This is a genomic window from Epilithonimonas sp. JDS (assembly GCF_021261315.1).
Taxonomy (GTDB): Bacteria; Bacteroidota; Bacteroidia; order Flavobacteriales; family Weeksellaceae; genus Epilithonimonas.
This window is the reverse complement of the sequence record NZ_JAJSAX010000001.1, coordinates 908,659-928,973: the sequence shown is the minus strand read 5'-3', so window position 1 is coordinate 928,973 and position 20,315 is coordinate 908,659. Positions and strand designations below refer to the sequence as shown.

Sequence of the window (20,315 nt, the reverse complement as noted above, 5' to 3'; positions counted from 1 at the left end):
AAAGATATAGTGGAGAGCGGGATTAAGCTCCTAAAAAAGATTTATTGCTTGATGAATTTGAAGTTTTTGATGCCGGAATCGGTTTTAACGGACAGCATATAAACGCCGGACGGTAATTTGGCGACGTTGATTTTTTCCTGGTTGTCAGACAACATTTGTTTGCCACTCAAATCAAAAATAACAACCTTTTCTATTTTGGTTTTTACATTCAGAATGTTGATGTGATCCGTTGCCGGATTCGGATAGATGCTGATGCCTTTGAGGTCTGGATTTTCGGAGGTTGCGAGAAACTTGACCAGAGAAATGGGTTCGCGGAAAAGCGATAAATAAAATGCGACATTGTTGTCCAATACAGCATTTGTGTAGGCTTCTGCCGTATATACGGCGTAGTCTGATTCCTCTACGTTGTTGAAGTTGAGTTCTGCTGTGGTTGCATTCAGTTTTTGATCCAGATTTTTGAACCAAGTGAAAGCGTAGTCACCTCCTGAAAGTGATTGGTCTAATTTTGCAGTTTGGCCAATAACGCCTAAGACTTCTTTTTGCTGATCGTAACGCTGAGGTGAATAATTGAGCTCGGTCTGCTCCGCAAAGTCTAAAATATAATTTGTTAACTGACTTTTATTGAATCGGTTGTTGCTGATATGTGTAATATCAGGAAGTTTATCCGGAAGATCACCTGTTAATTGATTGCTGTTCAGATTTACCATCATCAGATTTGACATTCCTAAAAGCGCTGACGGGAAATTGCCGGAAATCTGGTTGTTGTTCAGGAATAATTGCTGAAGAGCGGTCATAGAAGTAAGTGCTGCGAGATTGCCGCTGATTTTATTTCTTCCGAGATTCAGGCTTTGTAATTTTTTTAGTTGAGAAAGTTGTGCGGGAATTTGAGAAAGTTGATTACTTTCCAGAGACAGCCATTCCAGATTGACCAGTGTTGCGAGTCCTGCTGTATTTTGCTCTGTTAAATTATTGTTGCTGAGATTAAGACTTGTAAGCTGTGTGCGTTGCGAAACCTGCGTTGGAATCTGAGTCAGTCCTGCTCCGGAAAGCGAAAGTGTTTTCAGTTTTGAAAGTCCTGCGAGGTTTCCGTAAGCATTTTCTGCAATTGGATTATTGTCTAAAATTAAAGTTTCAAGATTTGGAAAAGCTGCGATTTTTGCTGGAATATTGACCAATGCAAAATCTGCGATATTCAGAATTTTAATATTGTTGAAGTTCTGAAGAACCGCATTCACGTCCGATGTTTCAAATTTATTTCCGCCCAAGCCAAGGTCTTCCACGTTGAAAAGTCCGGAAATCGCATTTGTAGGATCACCAATCAGTCTGTTGTTGCTGACATCCAACTTAGTTAATGAACTTAATGAAGAGATGCCCATCGCCACTTCGCCAGTCAGTTTGTTGTTGCTCAGATCAAGCTTTGTAAGTTTTGTGAGGGAAGTAACGTAAGTCGGGAAATATCCGCTCAATGCATTTCCGCTAAGATTGAGTTCGGTAACCACACCATTTTTTACTACAACACCAAACCAATTTCGTGGATCTTTTTCCAAATCCCAGGTTCTGTTCCAGTTTTCGCCGTCGGTTGAATTATAGATATTAATGAGCGCGCCTCTTTCTGCATTGGAGATGCTCCATTGTGCGCAGAAGAAATTGGAAATCAGTAAAAAGAATAGAATTTTTTTCAAGTGTGTGCAGTATTAAAACGCAAATATAACGGATAATCAAATTAGTTGATCTGTTTTTTAAAAAATTAATGATTATTTTCGCCTGTGAATGTGATTTTTATGCGAAAATATCTTATCTATTATATTCTGTTGTTCACACTTGTCACGGGATTTTACTCTGTTTATTCATATCTGCAGTTGTCTGGAAGTCAGTTTATCTATCCGATAGATGATGCTTACATCCATTTGGCAATTGCGAAAAACTTCGGCGAAGCAGGATTTTGGTCAATCAATACCAACAGTTTTGACAGTGCTTCATCATCCATTTTATACACCATCATATTAAGTTCGTTAATCAAAATTTTCGGTCTCAATGTTTATTATCCGATGATGATTAACATTCTTGCGGGCTATGTCACGGTCTATTGGATTTACAGATATTTCCGCGATTTTTATACTGAAAAAGAGCTGAAATTAGGTTTGCTGCTTTTCCTTCCTGTATCCTTATTATATATGATGGTCATCCTCGGGATGGAGCAGACGCTGCATATGATGCTTTCCGTGATGGCGATTTATTTTATTAAAAAGAATTTTGTCTCCAATTTTCAACGATCTGATTTTATCAAATTGATCACAACCATTTTGTTTTTGGGAATGATCCGGTTTGAGAGTATGTTTTTCGTTTTCTGTCTCGGGATTTTATTAATGATAGACAGGAGATTCAAAGAATCGGTGTTGGTTCTAGCAGCAGGGTTTCTCCCGATTGTGATTTTTGGATTGATTTCCATTCAGGCAGGTGGGTTTTTCTTCCCGAATTCTGTCATCATCAAAGGCAGTTATCCGGAAGGTAATTTATTAATGAGCATCTGGATGATTTTCCAAAAAGGAATATTGCTGAATATTTCTTTTTATAAATTGTTTCTATTTCCGATGGTCTGCATTTTTGTTTACGTCATTGATAGGTATAAAAATCGAAGTTTCAAAGATTTCATTGAGAACGAAAAGCTGGTTTTGCTCGTTTTTGGGACGGTTATTTTGCAAAGTCTTTTTGCGGTGATCAAATTCCGGTACGAAAATTATCTGATGATCATGCTTATTTTGATTTTGGTTCCATTAGCGACGCCTTATTTAAGATTTAAAACGAAGAATATCAGCCATTATTTATTTGCAGTTTCATTTGCAGGATTTTGTCTGGTTGGATTTTATCGTTTGGCCGCTTCTCATCCGGTCATTAAAGTGTCGTCCAAAAACATTGAGAAACAGCAGGTGGAAATGGGTAGATTTCTTCATCAGTTTTACAAAGGTCAGAAAGCTGTTGCGAATGACATTGGCGCGATTGCCTATTTCGGAGAGACGCAATTGCTGGATATTGTAGGACTGGGTTCAACCGATGTTGCAAAGTTTTACATTGAAAACAAAGGCTTGAATGAAATTGGTTTTAATAAAAAATACCATCAGTTTCTTTCAGATTATATTTCAAAAAATCAATATAAAATTGCAGTTATCTATCCGAAATGGTTTCCAAACAAAGTCCCTAAAAACTGGATTCCTGTTGCGTCCTGGAAGATTGAAAACAATCGTGGAACTGCTCAGAATCGAGTGGTCTGGTATTCGTTCAATAAAAAAGATGCGGAAGTTTTGAAACGCAATTTGGGACAATTCAATCTTAATAAAAATATAACGCAGTATTATTACATCAATAAATGAAAAAATCCAGCTTCGTAAAAAAGCTGGATTTTAGTTTTCATAAAGTCGAAATTTACTTTCCAAGATAAGAATTGTACATCCAGACTTCTTTTTCTTGTTCTGTGATATAGTCGCTCATTTGTGAATTAGTTCCTTCATCACCGGCTTCATCCGTCATATCCAAAAGTTCTCTTTGAAGATCAATCACCACTTTGAAAGATTCCAAAATGATTTCGACACTTTTATTCCCGTCAGAAACTTCTTTGCTTTCTTTAATGGTAGAAACCTGAAGATAATCAGAATAATTGTGGGCAGGAGTTGCACCAAGTGTTAAGATTCTTTCCGCAATTTCATCAATTTTCAAAACCAAGCTGTTATAAAGCTCCTCGAATTTTGGATGAAGCGTAAAAAATTGATCGCCTTTGATATTCCAGTGTGAGCCTCTTGTATTTTGATAAAAGACAGAGTAATTGGCTAAAAGGATATTAAGTTTTTCTGAGATGTTTTTGCAGTCGGATTCTTGTAGCCCGATTAAAGTTGCATTTTTCATTATGTAAAGTTTAATTGATTTAATATTAATTAGATGGATCGAAAATCTTGTTTCAGTCATCAATAATCTTTCCAAAATTAGTCATTTGCTTTCCCAATGCTTCTCAAAATTGAATAACTGACTTATTGAAAATTTCAATCGCTAATTATTTTTGTTCTAACTACTTGTGCATTAAAAAATTATTCATATTTTTGCACCCTAAAATAAAAAGCAATTAAATGCCTACTATTCAACAATTAGTTAGAAAAGGAAGAGTCGCACTCACCAAGAAGAGTAAATCGGCTGCCCTTGATTCTTGTCCACAAAGACGAGGTGTATGTACGAGAGTATATACTACCACTCCTAAGAAACCTAACTCTGCACTTAGAAAAGTTGCAAGGGTAAGACTTTCAAACGGTAAAGAGATCAACGCCTACATCCCGGGCGAAGGACATAATCTTCAAGAGCACTCGATAGTATTGGTACGCGGCGGAAGGGTGAAAGACCTACCGGGAGTACGTTATCATATCGTAAGAGGAGCACTGGACACTGCAGGTGTAAGTGGAAGAACGCAAAGAAGATCCAAGTATGGAGCTAAGAGACCAAAACCAGGTCAGGCAGCTGCACCAGCTAAAGGAAAGAAAAAGTAATCATTAAATAAGGTACAGAAACAATGAGAAAGACAAAAGCGAAAAAAAGACCGTTGTTACCAGATCCAAAGTTTAATGATCAATTGGTAACTAGATTCGTAAACAACTTGATGCTAGATGGTAAAAAATCTATCGCATTCAAAATATTCTATGACGCACTAGACATCGTAGAAACTAAAAAAGGAGAAACTGAAAAGACTGCCCTTGAAATCTGGAAAGATGCATTGACAAACGTTATGCCTCACGTAGAAGTACGTTCCAGAAGAGTAGGTGGTGCTAACTTCCAGATTCCTATGCCGATCAGAGCTGACAGAAAAATTTCTATGGCAATGAAATGGTTAATCCTTTACTCTAAAAAGAGAAATGATAAATCAATGGCTTTGAAATTGGCTAACGAGGTTGTAGCAGCTTCAAGAGAAGAAGGTGCAGCTTACAAGAAAAAATCTGATACTCACAAAATGGCGGAAGCTAACAAAGCTTTCTCACACTTTAAATTCTAATTAGAAATGAGTAGAGATCTTAAATTTACAAGAAATATTGGTATTGCTGCGCACATTGATGCTGGTAAAACTACCACTACAGAAAGGATTTTATTCTATACTGGAGTAAATCACAAAATTGGTGAGGTTCACGATGGTGCTTCTACAATGGACTGGATGGAGCAGGAAGCAGAAAGAGGTATCACCATTACTTCTGCTGCAACTACTTGTTCTTGGAATTTCCCAACAGACCAAGGTAAAGTGCTTCCTGAAACTAAACCTTACCACTTCAACATCATCGATACACCAGGACACGTTGACTTCACAGTAGAGGTTAACAGATCTTTGAGAGTATTGGATGGATTGGTTTTCCTTTTCTCTGCAGTAGATGGTGTAGAGCCTCAGTCTGAAACAAACTGGAGACTTGCTGACAACTACAAAGTTGCAAGAATGGGATTCGTAAACAAAATGGACCGTCAAGGTGCTGACTTCCTTAACGTGGTAAACCAGGTTAAGACAATGTTAGGATCAAACGCAGTTCCAATCGTTTTGCCAATCGGTGCTGAAGAAGATTTCAAAGGTGTTGTTGACTTGATCAAAAACAGAGCGATCATCTGGGATGAGGCAGGACAAGGTGCTACTTTCGAGGTAGTTCCAATTCCTGAGGATATGAAAGCTGAAGTTCTGGAATACAGAGAGAAACTAGTAGAAGCTGTGGCTGACTACGATGATACTTTGATGGAGAAATTCTTCGAAGATCCAGATTCTATCTCTGAAGAAGAGATCAACGAAGCTTTGAGAAAAGCGACTATCGATCTTTCTATTATCCCAATGACTTGTGGTTCTTCATTCAAAAATAAAGGAGTACAATTTATGTTGGATGCAGTATGTAAATATTTGCCTTCTCCATTGGATAAAGATGATATCAAAGGCACAGACCCAAGAACTGACGCTGAGATCACAAGAAAACCAGACGTAAAAGAGCCTTTCGCGGCTTTGGCATTCAAGATTGCTACCGATCCTTTCGTAGGAAGATTGGCATTCTTCAGAGCATACTCTGGAAGACTAGATGCAGGTTCTTACATCTTGAACACGCGTTCAGGAGATAAAGAAAGAATCTCTAGAATCTATCAGATGCACGCTAACAAGCAAAATCCTGTAGAATATATTGAAGCAGGAGATATTGGTGCAGCGGTAGGTTTCAAATCTATCAAAACTGGTGATACAATGTGTGACGAGAAAAACCCAATCGTTCTAGAATCGATGGTTTTCCCTGATCCTGTAATTGGTATCGCTGTTGAGCCTAAAACTAAAGCTGACCAGGATAAAATGGGTAACGCTCTAGCTAAATTGGCTGAAGAGGATCCTACTTTCACAGTGAGAACTGACGAAGCTTCTGGACAAACGATCATTTCTGGTATGGGTGAGCTTCACTTGGATATCATTGTTGACCGTATGAAGAGAGAATTCAAAGTTGAAGTTAACCAAGGACAGCCTCAGGTAGAGTACAAAGAAAATCTTACAAAAGTTGCCAGCCATAGAGAAGTTTACAAAAAACAATCTGGTGGTAAAGGTAAATTTGCGGATATCGTATTCGATCTTGGACCAGCTGACGAAGGTAAAATTGGTTTAGAATTCATCAATGAGATCAAAGGTGGTAACGTTCCTAGAGAATTTGTTCCTGCAATTGAAAAAGGCTTTAAAGCTGCAATGAAAAACGGTCCTTTGGCTGGTTTCGAAGTTGAAGGTATTAAAGTTACTCTTAAAGACGGATCTTTCCACGCAGTGGATTCTGATGCACTTTCTTTTGAATTAGCTGCAAAATTAGGATTTAAAGAAGCGGGACGTGCTGCTAAGCCAGTAATTATGGAGCCTATTATGAAATTGGAGGTTGTAACTCCAGAAGAGTATATGGGTAACATCATTGGTGACCTTAACAAGAGAAGAGGTACAATCAGTGGACAAGAAGAAAAGAACGGTGCCGTTGTAATCAAAGGTTCAGTTCCATTATCTGAAATGTTCGGATATGTTACAACTCTAAGAACACTTTCATCAGGAAGAGCTACTTCTTCTATGGAATTAGAGAAGTACCAGGCTACTCCTCAAAACGTTGCTGAAGATATCATTGCTAAAGCAAAAGGTTAATTTTTTAAATCAAAGAAATGTCACAAAGAATCAGAATAAAACTAAAATCTTACGATTACAACTTGGTAGACAAGTCTGCTGAGAAGATCGTAAAAACGGTAAAGGCTACTGGTGCTGTTGTAAACGGACCAATTCCATTGCCAACGAACAAGAGAATCTTTACAGTACTAAGATCTCCGCACGTAAACAAGAAAGCAAGAGAGCAGTTCCAATTGTCAGCTCACAAGAGATTGATGGATATCTACTCTTCTTCTTCTAAAACTGTAGATGCTCTAATGAAATTAGAACTTCCTTCAGGAGTTGACGTAGAAATTAAAGTGTGATAAATGCATTGGAAGATGGATGACGTAAGTCAGAAGTTTTTCAGCAACACATTAAATATAAATCCCCTTTCGTAAGATTGGGGATTTTTTTTGTTTATTAAATTGGCAGAACTTAAAATCACCTTAAAAAAAGCTTAAAATTCAATTTGATAAATTAATGACATTCAGACTTTTGAATAGATAAATTATATATAATTGTTAAAGTTTCAATAATTTTTAAAAAGGAATACAGGATATATAATAAAATAGTACATTTGTCGCCTTAATTTTAAAAATATGAACAAAAGATTAACTACTTTACTTTTCCTAGGGGGGCTGTCCCTGATGAATGCACAATGGAGCAAGGCAACACCTAATGTAGAAGTAACAAGAACGAGTGACAACTCAGTTTATTACAAACTGGACATCAACGCTATCAGAGGACAATTGCTGGCTGCTGATAAAGTTGGAAATGCAGCAGGAACTGTTACGGTAAGTATGCCGACAGTGGATGGAAAAATTGAAAGATTCGCAGTAAGCAGCTTCCCGGTAATGGACGAAGCTTTGGCAAATCAATATCAGTTGGGTTCTTATGTAGGCGTTGGAATTGATGATCCTACAAAGTATGTGAGATTCAGTGTGGCGCCAAACGATTTCCAGTCTATGGTCATCAGCAATGGCAAGTACGAATTCATTGAGCCTGCAACGGATAACAAAGCCTATTATTCTGTTCACGGTAAGACAAGCAAAAGAGGTGCATTCGAGTGTACTACCAAAGAAGATCAGGCATCTGTTGACAGACTGAATGAACTGTATAAAAATGGTGCGGCAGATAAATCCGGAAACAAGAAATTCCATACCCTGAGACTGGCAATGTCTGTTACAGGAGAATATGGCGCTTACTTCGGAAGTGTGGCAGCATCTCTTGCACAGATCAACGCAACAATGACCAGAGTAAACGGTGTTTTCGAGCAGGAATTCAACCTGCACCTTAATGTTGTGAATGCTCCTAATCTTATTTTTACAAACGCTTCCACTGATCCCTACAGTGCAGCATCTCAAATGTGTAAATGGAACAATGAGCTGATGAACGTTTTACACGGCGGTACTTACGGCGTGACAGATGCAGATTACGACATCGGGCACTTATTCGGAAGAAGCGGCGGTGGCGGTAATGCCGGCTGTATCGGCTGTATCGGAAGCAATGACGTTTCTACAACTTCTTACACAGCATCTAGTGGTGGTTGTGGCTATGCGTATATTTCTCCGGACAACTACAAAGGAAGTGGCATCACTTCTCCGGGGACTGGCGCACCTCAAGGTGACAACTTCGATATCGATTATGTAGCGCACGAGATGGGTCACCAGTTGGGAGACAGCCACACGTACAGCTTCTACGAAACTTATCTTAACAAAGAAATGGAACCGGGATCAGGTTCTACAATTATGGGTTATGCAGGAATCACGGGGTCAACTACCGATGTTCAGGCACATTCAGATCCATATTTCCATACTGCTAGTATAGATCAGGTGCAGGCAAATCTGGCTTCCAAAACGGTAGATGTTGAAACAGATATTACGAACAATCCACCGGTTGTAACGGCAATGTCTACAACTTACACGATTCCAAAAGGAACAGCGTTTGTTTTAACAGCAGCAGCAACAGATCCGGACGGCGATGCATTGACATACTGCTGGGAAGAGATTGACCCAAGTAAACTGGCAAACGGTGTGACAGTTTCAAATATCGGAGCTACAGCATCAGGGGCTAGCTTCAGATCTTGGTCTCCGGTTGCTACTCCGACAAGATATTTCCCTAAACTGGCTACAGTTCTAAGCGGCGTTGTGAAAAATACCACAGACTTCGAAGCGGCTTCTACAGTGGCAAGAACTACTAACTTCCGAGTAACCGTTAGAGATAACAAAGCAGCGGGACAAGCACAGACTGCTTTTGCCAATCAGGTAATAGTGGTTGGTTCTGCCGCAGCATTCACAGTGAGCACTACATCTCTGTCTCCGGGAACTAATTCTACAGTGACTTGGGTACCTTCGGGAACTACGGCGGCTCCTTACAATGTGGCAAACGTAAAAATCGATTTCACTTCAGACAGTGGGGCGACCTGGACTACTTTGGCTGCATCCGTTGCCAATAGCGGAACGGCGAGTGTAGCAGTTCCTGCAGCACTGGCTGGTAAAACCGGTCATATCAGAGTTTCTGCTATCGGAAATGTGTTCTATGCAGTGAAAGCAGCATCAGTTGGAACTTTAGCAGTTTCTGATGTTAACAACACCAAGTCTATCCAGATTTTCCCTAATCCAGTAAAAGATGTCTTGAATGTTTCCAATGTAACGCTGAACTCCAACTACGAGATCTTCAGTGCAGCAGGACAATTGGTTTCCAAAGGTAATCTCGGAACCGGAAAAGTGGCAGTGAACAAACTGGCAAAAGGTGTTTATTTCCTGAATGTAGATGACAAAGGAACGGTTGTGAAAACCAAATTTGTAAAAGAATAACATTACTAACTTTTATTAAAACGAAAGCCGCTTCAGAATTTCTGAGGCGGCTTTTTTATATCAATATTTTTAAGGTTACTCTACCCAAAGTCTCACACTCACAGGAAGTGTTCCCGCATTCTTTACCATCAGATAAGTGCCTTCCGGCGCCAGGGTTTCCGCAAGTCTGGATTTGGTATCGCCGCTCTGAAGCAGTACCGGCTCCGGACCTTCCGCAGTTTCTGTCGTGCTAAGGCTGAAAGTGATTGGCTGATCGCCCATATTCTGGATCGTGTAAAAAGTAGTCGTGCTGTAAACATCTGCGTGGTGAAGCGCTACCAATGTTCCTGGCAGAATATCTTTGAGGACAGTTGGTTTGGCAGTAGACCCATTGATGTCTATCGCTCTGGCACTTTGGTACAAATTATAAAGAGACGCATTGCTCAGCTCAAAACTGCGCATTACGACATCCAGTTTGTCTTCGAACAAGGTGCGGATATGGTCTATGATCTCGGGGATTCTTCTGTTGTCGTTTTTTCTCTGGTCGAGCGCCAGGGTCGGATTGGTAATCACATCTATAAAATTGTTGAGAGCGGTGCTAAGAGCCGTAACATCTGCCGTTGCTGCACCGTAAGTCGCCATTGCTGCGGCATTGGCCTGTCCCAGATCCCTGACAATTGTTGCCTGTGTTACCAATTCATCTTCGGTAATCTTGTACCAGCTGCTGGTGGGAAAATCGGCACGTTTCTTTAAGATCAGGTCACCGTTGACGGCGGCAAGAGAAGCAACTGCATTGCTGATTTTTAGAGAAAGCGTTTCCACATTTTTGCGTTTCAAAGCTTTGTCCAGAGAGTAACCGGTAAGATCGGCGCGGCTTCCGGTATCCGCAGAGATCAATGTGGTAATGAGTGTAGAAAGCTGGGTTTGGAATCCTGCGATGGCAGGGACGGACGCCATTGCGGCGGTGTTACGGGCTTAGAAATTCTTGGTTTTCAAAGCCATTGCGAAAAAAGATTCTTCATCACGTGTCATAATAATTTTTTTAATGGTTAATAAACCAAATATATCAAAAACACAAATATGAATGCAGAATTTATTTAATATTTATTGATAATAATTAAATTATTAATATGTATTTACTGTAATATTTTAAATTTAATATTGTTTTTGTTTAATAATTATTAAAAATAAACAAATCTATTTTTGAATTCTAAATCCATAATCGGAATTGAAGAGAAATTGGATATAAATAATGGTTATTTTTGAGTTATAATCTATAAGACAAACTTCAAAAACTATTGATATGAAAACATTTATTATAATTTTCACCTTTAGTATTGGATTGGTCACCGCCCAGACCCAACGTTTTATTTATGAATTTAAATTTAAAACAGATCCAAAACAAGCAGACTTTCAAAAAGAAAATATGACGCTGGATGTAAATCCGGATAATGTCAAATTTTACAATTATCATTACGTAACAATCGACTCAGCCAATATTACAAAAGGACAAAACAGTCAGCTTTGGGATACTTCTACGCCTGTTGTGATCCGACCAAAAAATTCTAGCACAAATAGCAACTACATGTTAATCAACGATGTGTTTTTTTTCGATACAGAAGATAAAATAAATTGGAATCTGGATAATGAAACCAAAAAATTCGAGAACTATACCTTACAGAAAGCGACTGCAACTTTTGGAGGAAGAAACTGGATTGCCTGGTTTTCTAAAGAAATCGATATTTCTGAGGGGCCTTACAAATTCCGAGGATTACCCGGGATGATCTTTCAAATATATGATGACAAAAATAATTTTGATTTTACTCTGGTAAAGAGTTTTAAGTTGAATTCGACTTATAGAACGCCTTTCGTTGAAAGATTTTACGGGCAAAAGCCTGTAAAAACAACCCAGGAAAACATCGATAAAATGTTGATGATCGAGTATAAGGATCCGTATCATGACACCCGTGAACAATTCAATAAAAATCCTAATCAGACCTATAGCATCAATGGTGTTGATATTAAAGATGTCAGTCAGTTTAAAGAATTAACCGAATCAAGGCAAAAATATATAAGGGAACATAACAATCCGATTGAGATCGATAAGGCATTGATATATCCATTGAAGTAAAAACTAAACCATCTGATGGCGTAGGCAATGCAAGTCAGAGCCTTGCACCAGCGCGGATCTGCAATCCGTGCTCACCTAACCATAACATTCTTATCTACTACATAAATAAAAAAAGCGCTCCCTAGCGCTTTTTTGTCATATCAAGATTGATTTTATATCCTACGATTTTGATGCTGTCTCCTTCTTTTTGCATAGAGAAAATCTCTTCCGTATTCATTTTTTCCCTTGTCACATAGTAAGTCAGAAGATACTCCGATCTGGAATCGGTGCCGTTGACAACCAATGTTTCCCAGTGGGACAGGGAGTAGTTTGAAAATGCGCCGCCTTCTTTCTGTGTCCAATCGAACATGTCATTCAGCTTTTCTTTATTGGTTACTTTGAAAAACCTGCTGCTGAACAATTCGTAAGACTGCTCCCTGTTGTTTTGCTTCATCAGCGTGAAGAACTTTTGGGTGATTTTCTCAGCATCCTTTTTATCGGATTCTCTGTTTTGACGGGTGGTGTTGAAACTGCAGCTGTACATTAGCAGGAGTAATAAAACGGATAGGTATTTCATGGCGCTTATTTTTCTCAAAAATAGGAATAATGTTGAATTTCCAATCACTATTTTCTTATTTCTTAAAGCATATAACCTATTTCTTAACCCCATTGATGGGAATCCGTAATCTGTACACCCGTTTCCTTTTGACAACTATCAATTTCTGTGTCACAATCCTCAACTTCTTTTGTCTTACAAGCTGTTTCCTTCACTCGCTAATATTTACCTGATCTCTTGTAGACTATTTCTATCTGGTTATTAGATAAGTTTGTCTGTTTATTAGACAAACTTGTTAGGTGATTAGACAAGCTTATCAGGTGATTGGACAAAGATTTTAGTTGATTAGACAAGGTTGTTAGGTGATTGGACAAAGGTGTCAGGTGATTAGACAAGTCTGTCAGGTGATTGGACAAAGTTGTCTGGTGATTAGATATTTTTAATTATCTTTAAACTTCAAACAGAACACACAATGATAAGAAAGAAAAGAGGCAATCTTACGCCTCACCAAAGCAGCATCGTCCTGAATCTGAAACCGATTTTGGCAGCCAGAAACATCCTGCATCCTGCCGCCTATCTCCGGAAGCTCGGGATCAACGCCTACTCGGCAGACAAAATATTAAATGGCGAAGCCGTCCAGATCAACTTCCGGCAACTGACCACCCTTTGTATTTCGTTGAACTGCACACCGAATGATCTCTTCGCCCTGCGCGACATCCAGCTGCCGGAAAACCACCAACTCAACAAACTGCAGGACATCAGTGTCCCGGCAATCAATCCCGAAGAATTTTACAAAGGGAAAAGTTTGGAGGAGATTAGGGCGATGGGGGAGTTGAAAACTAACGGCAGATAAATAATTGAAAAATTTTTATGAAGAAAATTACAGCTTTAGTAATCCTAAGTTTATTAGGAATATCGTGTTTGCCTCATAGAAAAAAGATTATGGAAAAGAAAAACTTTAAATTTTATACAGATTATCATCAGTTTTATCTTGAAGATAGAGATGATGAAGACAAAGGACATTCAGGATCTTCTGATTTTTGGAGTGAAGAAGCTTTTAAAGAAAGGCTTGCTTTGGCAAATGGAATTATTGGCGTCGGCGTTGAAAGTTCCGGAAATGATATCAAGGGAGAAATAGAAATATTGGAAAGACCAATTAACATTGATTACAATAAATATGATCATATTGTGGAAGCCGGTATTAATATTAGATCAGGTAGTCTGCAAATTTTTAATTGTCCGGATCATCACCTGGAATTAACTGTAAAAGTACCACCAGGCAAATACCGGGTAAGGGTATATAGTTCAAATTTAGCTAGCGTTAAGGAAACTGATATGGCACACGAAACAGATAATGATTATTATAGAATAGAGCTTTGGCCAAGCGATCATATGGAGCGGAAGGTTTTAAAACAATATGACAGTAAATAAAAAAACGTTTATTCATAATGATTAAAATCACATACCTGTCTCACATTTTTGCCATTATAGCAATAGTTTTGTTTTTCCCTAAAATGAAATTGGACAGTATGAGTATTTGGTTGTTTGCATTGTCAGTTTTATTAAATCTAGCTTCTGTAATTATTTTAGTTAAGAAGAAGGATACTATTAAAAAGCATCGTTTTATACCAATTTGTTGATCAATGTTTTTTTTACAAGCTTGTTTACATACACTGTATTCATGCTTTATCAATTAATGTATGGATAAATGAGCCGGAGTTGCACAAGACCAAAAAGAAAAACCATCGAATCATCGTCCTCGTAGAGGCAAACTGTTATTAGATAGAATTGTTCTGGAATGAAAAAAGCGCCGTAGGTGCGTCCTCTTACGATGCTGTTTTACAGGTCACACCTACGGCGCTTTTAATTCTGATTGTTCGGTTTCTCTACAAACATAACGCCTTTACAAGGCTTACAATCTTATATCCATTATATCTAGACCGCCAATTCCAGCCTGTAACCTTTGCCGCGAATCACTACGATTTTGATATTCGGATCTATTTCCAGTTTTTTTCTAAGCTTTGAGATGAACATATCCAGGCTGCGTCCCACAATCACGCCGTCATCCTCCCAGATTTCTTTTTGCAGCCGGCTTCGCTCTATGATTTCATTGGGAGACCAGGCGAAGATCAGCAAAACCCGGTTTTCTGTTGTGGTCAGGTCTGTGATCGTTTCATTCAGGATCAGCTTTCTGTTCTTTACATCAAACAATAAGGAGCCTAGTGGCAGCAACATATCACTATTTGGCTTTTCCGGTGCAACTTTTCGGGACTTGCCGGACTTTAAAAAAATAAAACCAATTAATGCTAAAAACGACAGTCCTCCCAGAATGTAGCCACTTTTTGCGGTGTTGATTCGTGTAGGTTTGAATTTAATATTGATCAGGTAACATGCTTTGGGCTGTCTTCTTCCGATGCAGGCCACGATATCATCTTTTTTGTTTTTGGAGACGGCATAGCTGTATGCTACACTGGCATTTCCACAATTCAGGACATTGACAATATAATCACTGGCGATCGGATCTTTCGCCAACGTGCGTTTGGTAAGATTGACCAGTGAGTCGGGTTGAAAAGTAAGCGCATTCTCGAAGCTGATCTGGTATTCGTTTTCCGAAATCTGTTTTACCGGAAGCACTCTTGAGGTCTTGTCGCCGGACTGTAAAAGCAACTCGTGTCCGATTCTTCGGAGAAGAACTTCTCTGGTGGCAGAGTCAAAGTCATCACGGTCATCACTGGTGAAGGCCAACAGGATAACGGCGATCAATGAGACAAATAGGAATCCGAAAAGGTATTTTCGTTCCCTTGAAAGGTGAATTTGACTAAGTTGCATAGTGTCAAGTTATTATTTACAAAGTTTACAATTTTATTTACAATCTGAATCCCAAAAGCAGAAAAATATCAAAGTAATTTCGCTTCATCAACTTTAAAAATCTCAAAATTATGTCATTATTAAACAAACAAAACAAGATGAGAAAAATGGTTTATGCAATTGTATTAGTGTTTGCAATTGTCAGCGGATTGGCATTCAGCTTTGCGCCGTTTGCCAGCGGCCCGGGTGCTAAAATTAAAAATGAAACAACTAAGAAGGCTATTCCAAAACCGCTCTCCGAGATTGAGAAGAAAGCTGCCATGAAAAAATGGGAAGCTACGCCAGATGGTGTGATGTACAGGAAATGGGTCGCCTCTCCCGCAGGTCAAAAAGTGATTGCCAGTACGGCGAAAATAAGCAAGTCGGTGAGAGATTACACCGATATGCCGGCAGTCGTCACTTCTCTTTCTCTTCCGCCCGGCTCAAGATTAGGATTTGCAATGATGGTAAGGATTGATGCAGACGATTATATTTTAACATTCGATCCGAAAAAGTCTCAACTTGCGCCACTGGAAAGCATAAAAGTTAATGACAAAATCGTGATCAGAAGCCATTACATCTCTCACGCACCCAAGTATTCCTATCCCATTATAATAGGGGATTATGTAATCCGGGACGGACAAGTGATTTTTAAGCGGGCGCCTCGCAAAGGTGGATGTTAAATAAATTATGAAAAGCAAAATTCTAAAAACCAAAAGCCGCCTCAGAATCTAAAGCGGCTTTCATCTTGAGTTAAAATCATTTACTCGTATAATATCCAAAATACAGACAGCTGCTCTGGAGATTTTTATAAGTTGCGGTTTGGCTGTAGTTGGCTTTCAGCTGCGCAAACGAGGTTCGAAACTTTTCATTCTTGGTCTTATTCGCAAAGAGTTCATTTTGTTTGGATTTCTCTTCGTACTTAGGATCGTCGTAATTCACTTTCAAAGGATTGTTAGCTTCCCATTGGTAATATTTCCCCTGCTCGGCGCTCGCCATTTGGAAGAGGATTCGGGCTTGGTTTTCTTTGTCTTTTGATAAAGTCAGTGCTTTCTTGTAATAATTAATAGCGAGATCGAAGTTGTCCGGTTCTACATAACTTCTGTTCGAGAAGTTTTTGTAATAAAGATAAAATGGCGATTGCAGCTCATTTCCAAACTGGAACTTCGGACCGTTGGTGTTATCGACATCCATAACAAATATTTCCCTGAAATAGCCTAAAACTGAAGTGTTGTAAAGCAGATTTCCTAAAAGTTGATTTGCCAGTCTGGCTTTGTCATCATTGCCTTTTCCGATATTTTCCAACTGAATCACTGCATCTGCCAATTCTATCTTATTCATCTTATTTTTGATGAATGGGAAATTAGAAAGACCTTCTGCCTTCATCGATTCTTCGGGTTTGCTTTGGAAACTTTCCCAAACGTTGTGTCCGAAAACCAAATTCGAGATATTGTTGAAACCATTATAAACGCCATTCTCAAAAGTAATTGTTTTCTGGATGTAAGTTTTGCCATCATCTTTCCATTCGCCAGTCATTCTCGGGATGCCTTTGTAGTTTTTTGCTTTTGAATAAAACTCTTTTGCCTTTTTGAAATCTGCCAATCGCATCGCGCGGTCGCCATAGATCATATTGAAGAACGATTCCGGATCGGCAATGTCTTCCATTTTCTTCACCAGATAATTTTCGAAGGCGGTCTTGTTGGATTTTTTGTAGAACTCTTCAACCTTTTTGACTAGGTCAGAATTCGGATTGTACTGTAGATCGGAGAGGTTGTTGTTCATCAGGAAAGATTTGGCGTCCTGCTTCTCGATGAAATAGCGGTTGGCAAGAATATCCATCACAAAATCTTTGGTTGCCGGCTGATAGAGCCAATTGTTGTAATCGCCTTTCTGCTCAAAAACTTTGGAATATTTTTTCATTAATGAATTCTCAAATGCCGGCGTCATCGTAGGTTGAGAGACAATCTCATTCAGCATTTTGAATTTCTCGATCTCTGCCAGATATTCTTTGTCCGTCGTTTTGATTTGAGACAAAATGTTTTGACTGCCTTTATAATCGGTGTTCAGGAATTTGATGTAAGCTTCACAAAGTTGCCAGAATTCGTCCGCTCCTTTTTTATTTTTAGCTAAAACTACCGTTGCTTCCAATTCCTTCGCAAAGTCTTTGCTTTCCTGTGCATAATTGGCCGGTGCATAAAGTGGCAATCTCTTGTTTCTGAAATGGTCGCAGTCTTTGTCATTGCAATAAGGATTAACAACCAGATAATTTCTTTCCAATTGATTGATGGCTCGCACAGTCAGAACTTTCAGAATGTCAGATTCGGTGTTGTTCTCGATCATTTTGTTCATAATCGGAACAGGATTGTTGAACGAGTTGTAAGCTAAAAGAAAATACGCCATATTTCTATCTTCAGGCGTTTTGGTTTGGGCAAGGATTTTATTAAAGTCCTTATCTGTTGCAAGGAACATCGAGTTGTATGCACTTTCTTTCTTGTTCTTGGTATTTTTGAAAACCTGGAAGAAATCCCAGTTCGCTTTGTCGAATTGTTTCAGTCCACGCTCGGCACCGGCTTTTTGATCGAGTGCGTAATAATACATATGGTTTTTCAGCTTCAAAGGTTCCACATAAGTCTGGAAGGCATTGATCGCCGACTGGTATTTTCGGGAGTAATGATTGAAACGAACGAGCTGATATGCATATCGTAATTTTATTTCCGGATTGCTTGCTGCTTTGTAAAGTGAGATTAGGGCAGCGTTGGTTTTTTCATAATTCAGTTGGGTTGCATTTTTGTCATTGGTTTTTTCGCTTCTGTAATAATAATCAGCGTTGGGATTCTCAACAAAATTAATCCTCATATAAGGTTCCATATACTTTGCCTGGATCAAATAATCCATCGCTTCTTGGTATTTCGTGTAAAAACCTTTTCCAAGTTTTTGAAATAATGGATGTGTCAGCTGACCTTTCTTCAGGCTGTTCAGATGTTTGATGTCTACTTTTGTGACGAGCGCGTTGGTTTCTTCGTAAGTCAGTTTGTTGTCAAAATATTTGACCCAAGATTCGATGTTCTCGTCCGGAATATCTTTGTCTACTCTTCCGTTGTAATCATAACCGTAGAAATGATTGCTGTAAGTAAGAAGAAAAGGCTCATAAGTTTTGTTGTGAATGATCTCTTGCGCAAACAGGTTGAAATAGTCATAATCCGGGTCGTACCAGGCGCAGGCTTTTGAACTTTGCTGAAAACCTAAAAACAGAGCAGCGGTCAGAATTAGTTTTTTCATTGGAAAAGAGTATTGTAGTTTTTGGTGAATCTTTCGTCGAGATGATAATATATAAGGAGTGGTTTGTAATCAAATTTTTCATTGATGAAATTAATACTTTCCAGAATATCTTTTTCTGGAATTTCCTCGACTTTGATTTTAAAGCCTTTGTTCAGATACATTCCGAAATAGAAGTCGTCCTTCAGCACTTCGAAGTTACTGTCATCGATCTTTCTGAAGTTTTTATTTTGCATCAATTCTTCTGCCGTTAATGCATTGATGAGTTTTTTCTTTCCAACGTGATTGGTTACGATTCCCCAGGAGTAGATCGGCAATGCAACATCTAATTTTACAGGATAATCATCAATATGTTTTAGGTATGATTTCAAAGTCTTTACATCCAGGATAGAATTTTGTTTTTGATTTTCGAGTGGGGAAGAAGTGGCGTAGCACATCAGGTACATTTTCTCAACCGGCGGAATTCCCGTTTGTAATTTATCCTTAACCTGATAAAGCCTTAAAGTACAGGTTATATTTTTCTTTGAAACCTTTTTGAGTGTTTGCAGAAATTTGAAGTAATCGTCTTTTGTAGAAGTAGTCCAGTCGCTGTCGATCTGGATTTCGTTTTCAAGGTTTAGTTTGTGATTTGATTTAATCTTATTAATATGATCATTAATTTTATTGGCCAAAAATTCGATTTCATTTGGTTTGATGTTGAACCAGGTTTCATTCATAATGAAAATGACAGGAACAATCTTTTTATTAATGGAAAGATCTTTATCAATGGAAATCACGCCGACTTTCAAAAATTGATTATTCTGTTTTACCACATCGAAGAATCTTGTGTAGAGATTTGGGACTTTGCTGTTATTGAGAATTTGCTGTTCGTTTTTGGTTAAACTTAATTTTGACCTCCAGTAGTAAAAACCGTGGTCATTATTAATGTCAGTTTTAGAACAGCCGGTCATTAACAAAATAAAAATGAGCATTTGCAAAGTTCTCTTCATAGAAATCTGTAGTTAAGGATCATTAATATTAATCATTAAAATGAAAAGGTAAAAGGAATTCCATTAAAATAAAATTCAATATTTCATTGCACCGAATGTTTAACTTTGAAAACAAAAAATGAACAATAAAAATTTGTTTGAAAGATTCGCCAATGCCGCTACTGCTTTCACGGGAAGTTCTTCTGCTTTCATCATTGCAGTTTTGGTTGTCATTATCTGGGCAGTCACTGGTCCGATATTTAATTATTCCGAAACCTGGCAGCTTGTTATTAATACTGGAACTACAATTATTACGTTTTTAATGGTTTTCTTAATACAGAAAGCGCAGAACAAAGACGGGAAGGCAATTCAGCTTAAACTGAATGAACTCATCGCGGCCAGCAAACAGGCGAGCAACCGAATGGTTGATATCGAAGATCTTACAGAAAAAGAGCTGGATCAGCTTCACGATTACTTTGTGAAAATTGCTGAATTGTCCAAGCAGGCAGAGAATATTCATAAATGTTATTCCATCGATGCGGCTGTGAAAAAACACAAGAATAAATATCAGGAGAAAAATCCCGAATTATAAATCCGTCATTCAAAACATCCT

At 38.5% G+C, this 20,315-nt stretch carries 18 protein-coding genes; 11 read left to right on the top strand and 7 right to left on the bottom strand.

Going from position 1 to position 20,315, the window contains the following annotated elements:
- Window positions 1–41: 41 nt before the first annotated feature.
- Window positions 42–1,682: a T9SS type A sorting domain-containing protein gene (locus LUD75_RS04385; RefSeq protein WP_232704452.1), complete on the bottom strand. Its 1,641-nt coding sequence runs from the start codon at window positions 1,680–1,682 to the stop codon at window positions 42–44.
- A 99-nt stretch (window positions 1,683–1,781) separates the two neighbouring features.
- Between LUD75_RS04385 and LUD75_RS04380 the strand changes: the two genes are divergently transcribed.
- Complete coding sequence (locus tag LUD75_RS04380; protein WP_232704451.1) at window positions 1,782–3,368, top strand: hypothetical protein; 1,587 nt, start codon at window positions 1,782–1,784, stop codon at window positions 3,366–3,368.
- Window positions 3,369–3,420: 52 nt separating this feature from the next.
- Here the strand turns inward: LUD75_RS04380 and LUD75_RS04375 are convergent, their stop codons facing one another.
- On the bottom strand, window positions 3,421–3,897 hold the full coding sequence (locus tag LUD75_RS04375) for a Dps family protein (RefSeq protein ID WP_232704450.1): 477 nt from the start codon (window positions 3,895–3,897) through the stop codon (window positions 3,421–3,423).
- 218 nt (window positions 3,898–4,115) lie between these two features.
- Here LUD75_RS04375 and rpsL point away from each other — a divergent pair, with 218 nt between their 5' ends.
- From rpsL to LUD75_RS04350, 5 genes are all read left to right on the top strand, one after another.
- On the top strand, window positions 4,116–4,526 hold the full coding sequence (gene rpsL, locus LUD75_RS04370; protein ID WP_034962877.1) for a 30S ribosomal protein S12: 411 nt from the start codon (window positions 4,116–4,118) through the stop codon (window positions 4,524–4,526).
- Between the two features lie 23 nt (window positions 4,527–4,549).
- A complete protein-coding gene (rpsG, locus tag LUD75_RS04365; protein ID WP_034962875.1) occupies window positions 4,550–5,026 on the top strand; it encodes a 30S ribosomal protein S7 in 477 nt (158 codons plus the stop codon).
- Window positions 5,027–5,032: 6 nt separating this feature from the next.
- Window positions 5,033–7,150 (top strand): elongation factor G, encoded by a 2,118-nt coding sequence (gene fusA / locus LUD75_RS04360; RefSeq protein WP_034973059.1) that lies wholly within the window; start codon window positions 5,033–5,035, stop codon window positions 7,148–7,150.
- Window positions 7,151–7,167: 17 nt separating this feature from the next.
- Window positions 7,168–7,473 carry a 30S ribosomal protein S10 gene (gene rpsJ / locus LUD75_RS04355; RefSeq protein WP_002661363.1) on the top strand — a complete coding sequence of 102 codons (306 nt, stop codon included), beginning with the start codon at window positions 7,168–7,170 and terminating at the stop codon, window positions 7,471–7,473.
- 276 nt (window positions 7,474–7,749) lie between these two features.
- A complete protein-coding gene (locus tag LUD75_RS04350) occupies window positions 7,750–9,966 on the top strand; it encodes a zinc-dependent metalloprotease (RefSeq protein WP_232704449.1) in 2,217 nt (738 codons plus the stop codon).
- A gap of 75 nt (window positions 9,967–10,041) precedes the next feature.
- On the opposite strand, the gene LUD75_RS04345 is transcribed toward LUD75_RS04350, so the two are convergent.
- Complete coding sequence (locus LUD75_RS04345) at window positions 10,042–10,902, bottom strand: hypothetical protein (RefSeq protein WP_232704448.1); 861 nt, start codon at window positions 10,900–10,902, stop codon at window positions 10,042–10,044.
- A gap of 346 nt (window positions 10,903–11,248) precedes the next feature.
- Here LUD75_RS04345 and LUD75_RS04340 point away from each other — a divergent pair, with 346 nt between their 5' ends.
- Entirely contained in the window at window positions 11,249–12,076 is an 828-nt protein-coding gene (locus LUD75_RS04340; protein WP_232704447.1) for a GLPGLI family protein, read from the top strand.
- A gap of 121 nt (window positions 12,077–12,197) precedes the next feature.
- Here LUD75_RS04340 and LUD75_RS04335 read toward each other — a convergent pair whose 3' ends face one another.
- Window positions 12,198–12,632, bottom strand: coding sequence for a hypothetical protein (locus LUD75_RS04335; RefSeq protein WP_232704446.1), 435 nt, complete (start codon window positions 12,630–12,632; stop codon window positions 12,198–12,200).
- A 451-nt stretch (window positions 12,633–13,083) separates the two neighbouring features.
- On the opposite strand from LUD75_RS04335, the gene LUD75_RS04330 reads away from it, so the two are divergent.
- Together LUD75_RS04330 and LUD75_RS04325 are read left to right on the top strand one after the other, a co-directional pair.
- The gene (locus tag LUD75_RS04330; protein ID WP_232704445.1) at window positions 13,084–13,464 is read left to right on the top strand and encodes a helix-turn-helix transcriptional regulator; all 381 of its coding nucleotides are present in this window, start codon (window positions 13,084–13,086) and stop codon (window positions 13,462–13,464) included.
- Between the two features lie 17 nt (window positions 13,465–13,481).
- Window positions 13,482–14,042: a hypothetical protein gene (locus LUD75_RS04325; protein ID WP_232704444.1), complete on the top strand. Its 561-nt coding sequence runs from the start codon at window positions 13,482–13,484 to the stop codon at window positions 14,040–14,042.
- 504 nt (window positions 14,043–14,546) lie between these two features.
- On the opposite strand, the gene LUD75_RS04320 is transcribed toward LUD75_RS04325, so the two are convergent.
- Complete coding sequence (locus LUD75_RS04320; RefSeq protein ID WP_232704443.1) at window positions 14,547–15,440, bottom strand: winged helix-turn-helix domain-containing protein; 894 nt, start codon at window positions 15,438–15,440, stop codon at window positions 14,547–14,549.
- A gap of 110 nt (window positions 15,441–15,550) precedes the next feature.
- Between LUD75_RS04320 and LUD75_RS04315 the strand changes: the two genes are divergently transcribed.
- Window positions 15,551–16,141, top strand: a complete 591-nt coding sequence (locus LUD75_RS04315) for a hypothetical protein (protein WP_232704442.1) — start codon at window positions 15,551–15,553, stop codon at window positions 16,139–16,141.
- Window positions 16,142–16,217: 76 nt separating this feature from the next.
- On the opposite strand, the gene LUD75_RS04310 is transcribed toward LUD75_RS04315, so the two are convergent.
- Window positions 16,218–18,737: a hypothetical protein gene (locus LUD75_RS04310; protein ID WP_232704441.1), complete on the bottom strand. Its 2,520-nt coding sequence runs from the start codon at window positions 18,735–18,737 to the stop codon at window positions 16,218–16,220.
- Entirely contained in the window at window positions 18,734–19,723 is a 990-nt protein-coding gene (locus LUD75_RS04305) for a hypothetical protein (RefSeq protein ID WP_232704440.1), read from the bottom strand. Before LUD75_RS04305 ends, LUD75_RS04310 begins: the two co-directional genes overlap by 4 nt.
- Window positions 19,724–19,841: 118 nt before the next feature.
- Here LUD75_RS04305 and LUD75_RS04300 point away from each other — a divergent pair, with 118 nt between their 5' ends.
- Window positions 19,842–20,294, top strand: a complete 453-nt coding sequence (locus LUD75_RS04300) for a low affinity iron permease family protein (RefSeq protein WP_232704439.1) — start codon at window positions 19,842–19,844, stop codon at window positions 20,292–20,294.
- Window positions 20,295–20,315 lie beyond the last annotated feature (21 nt).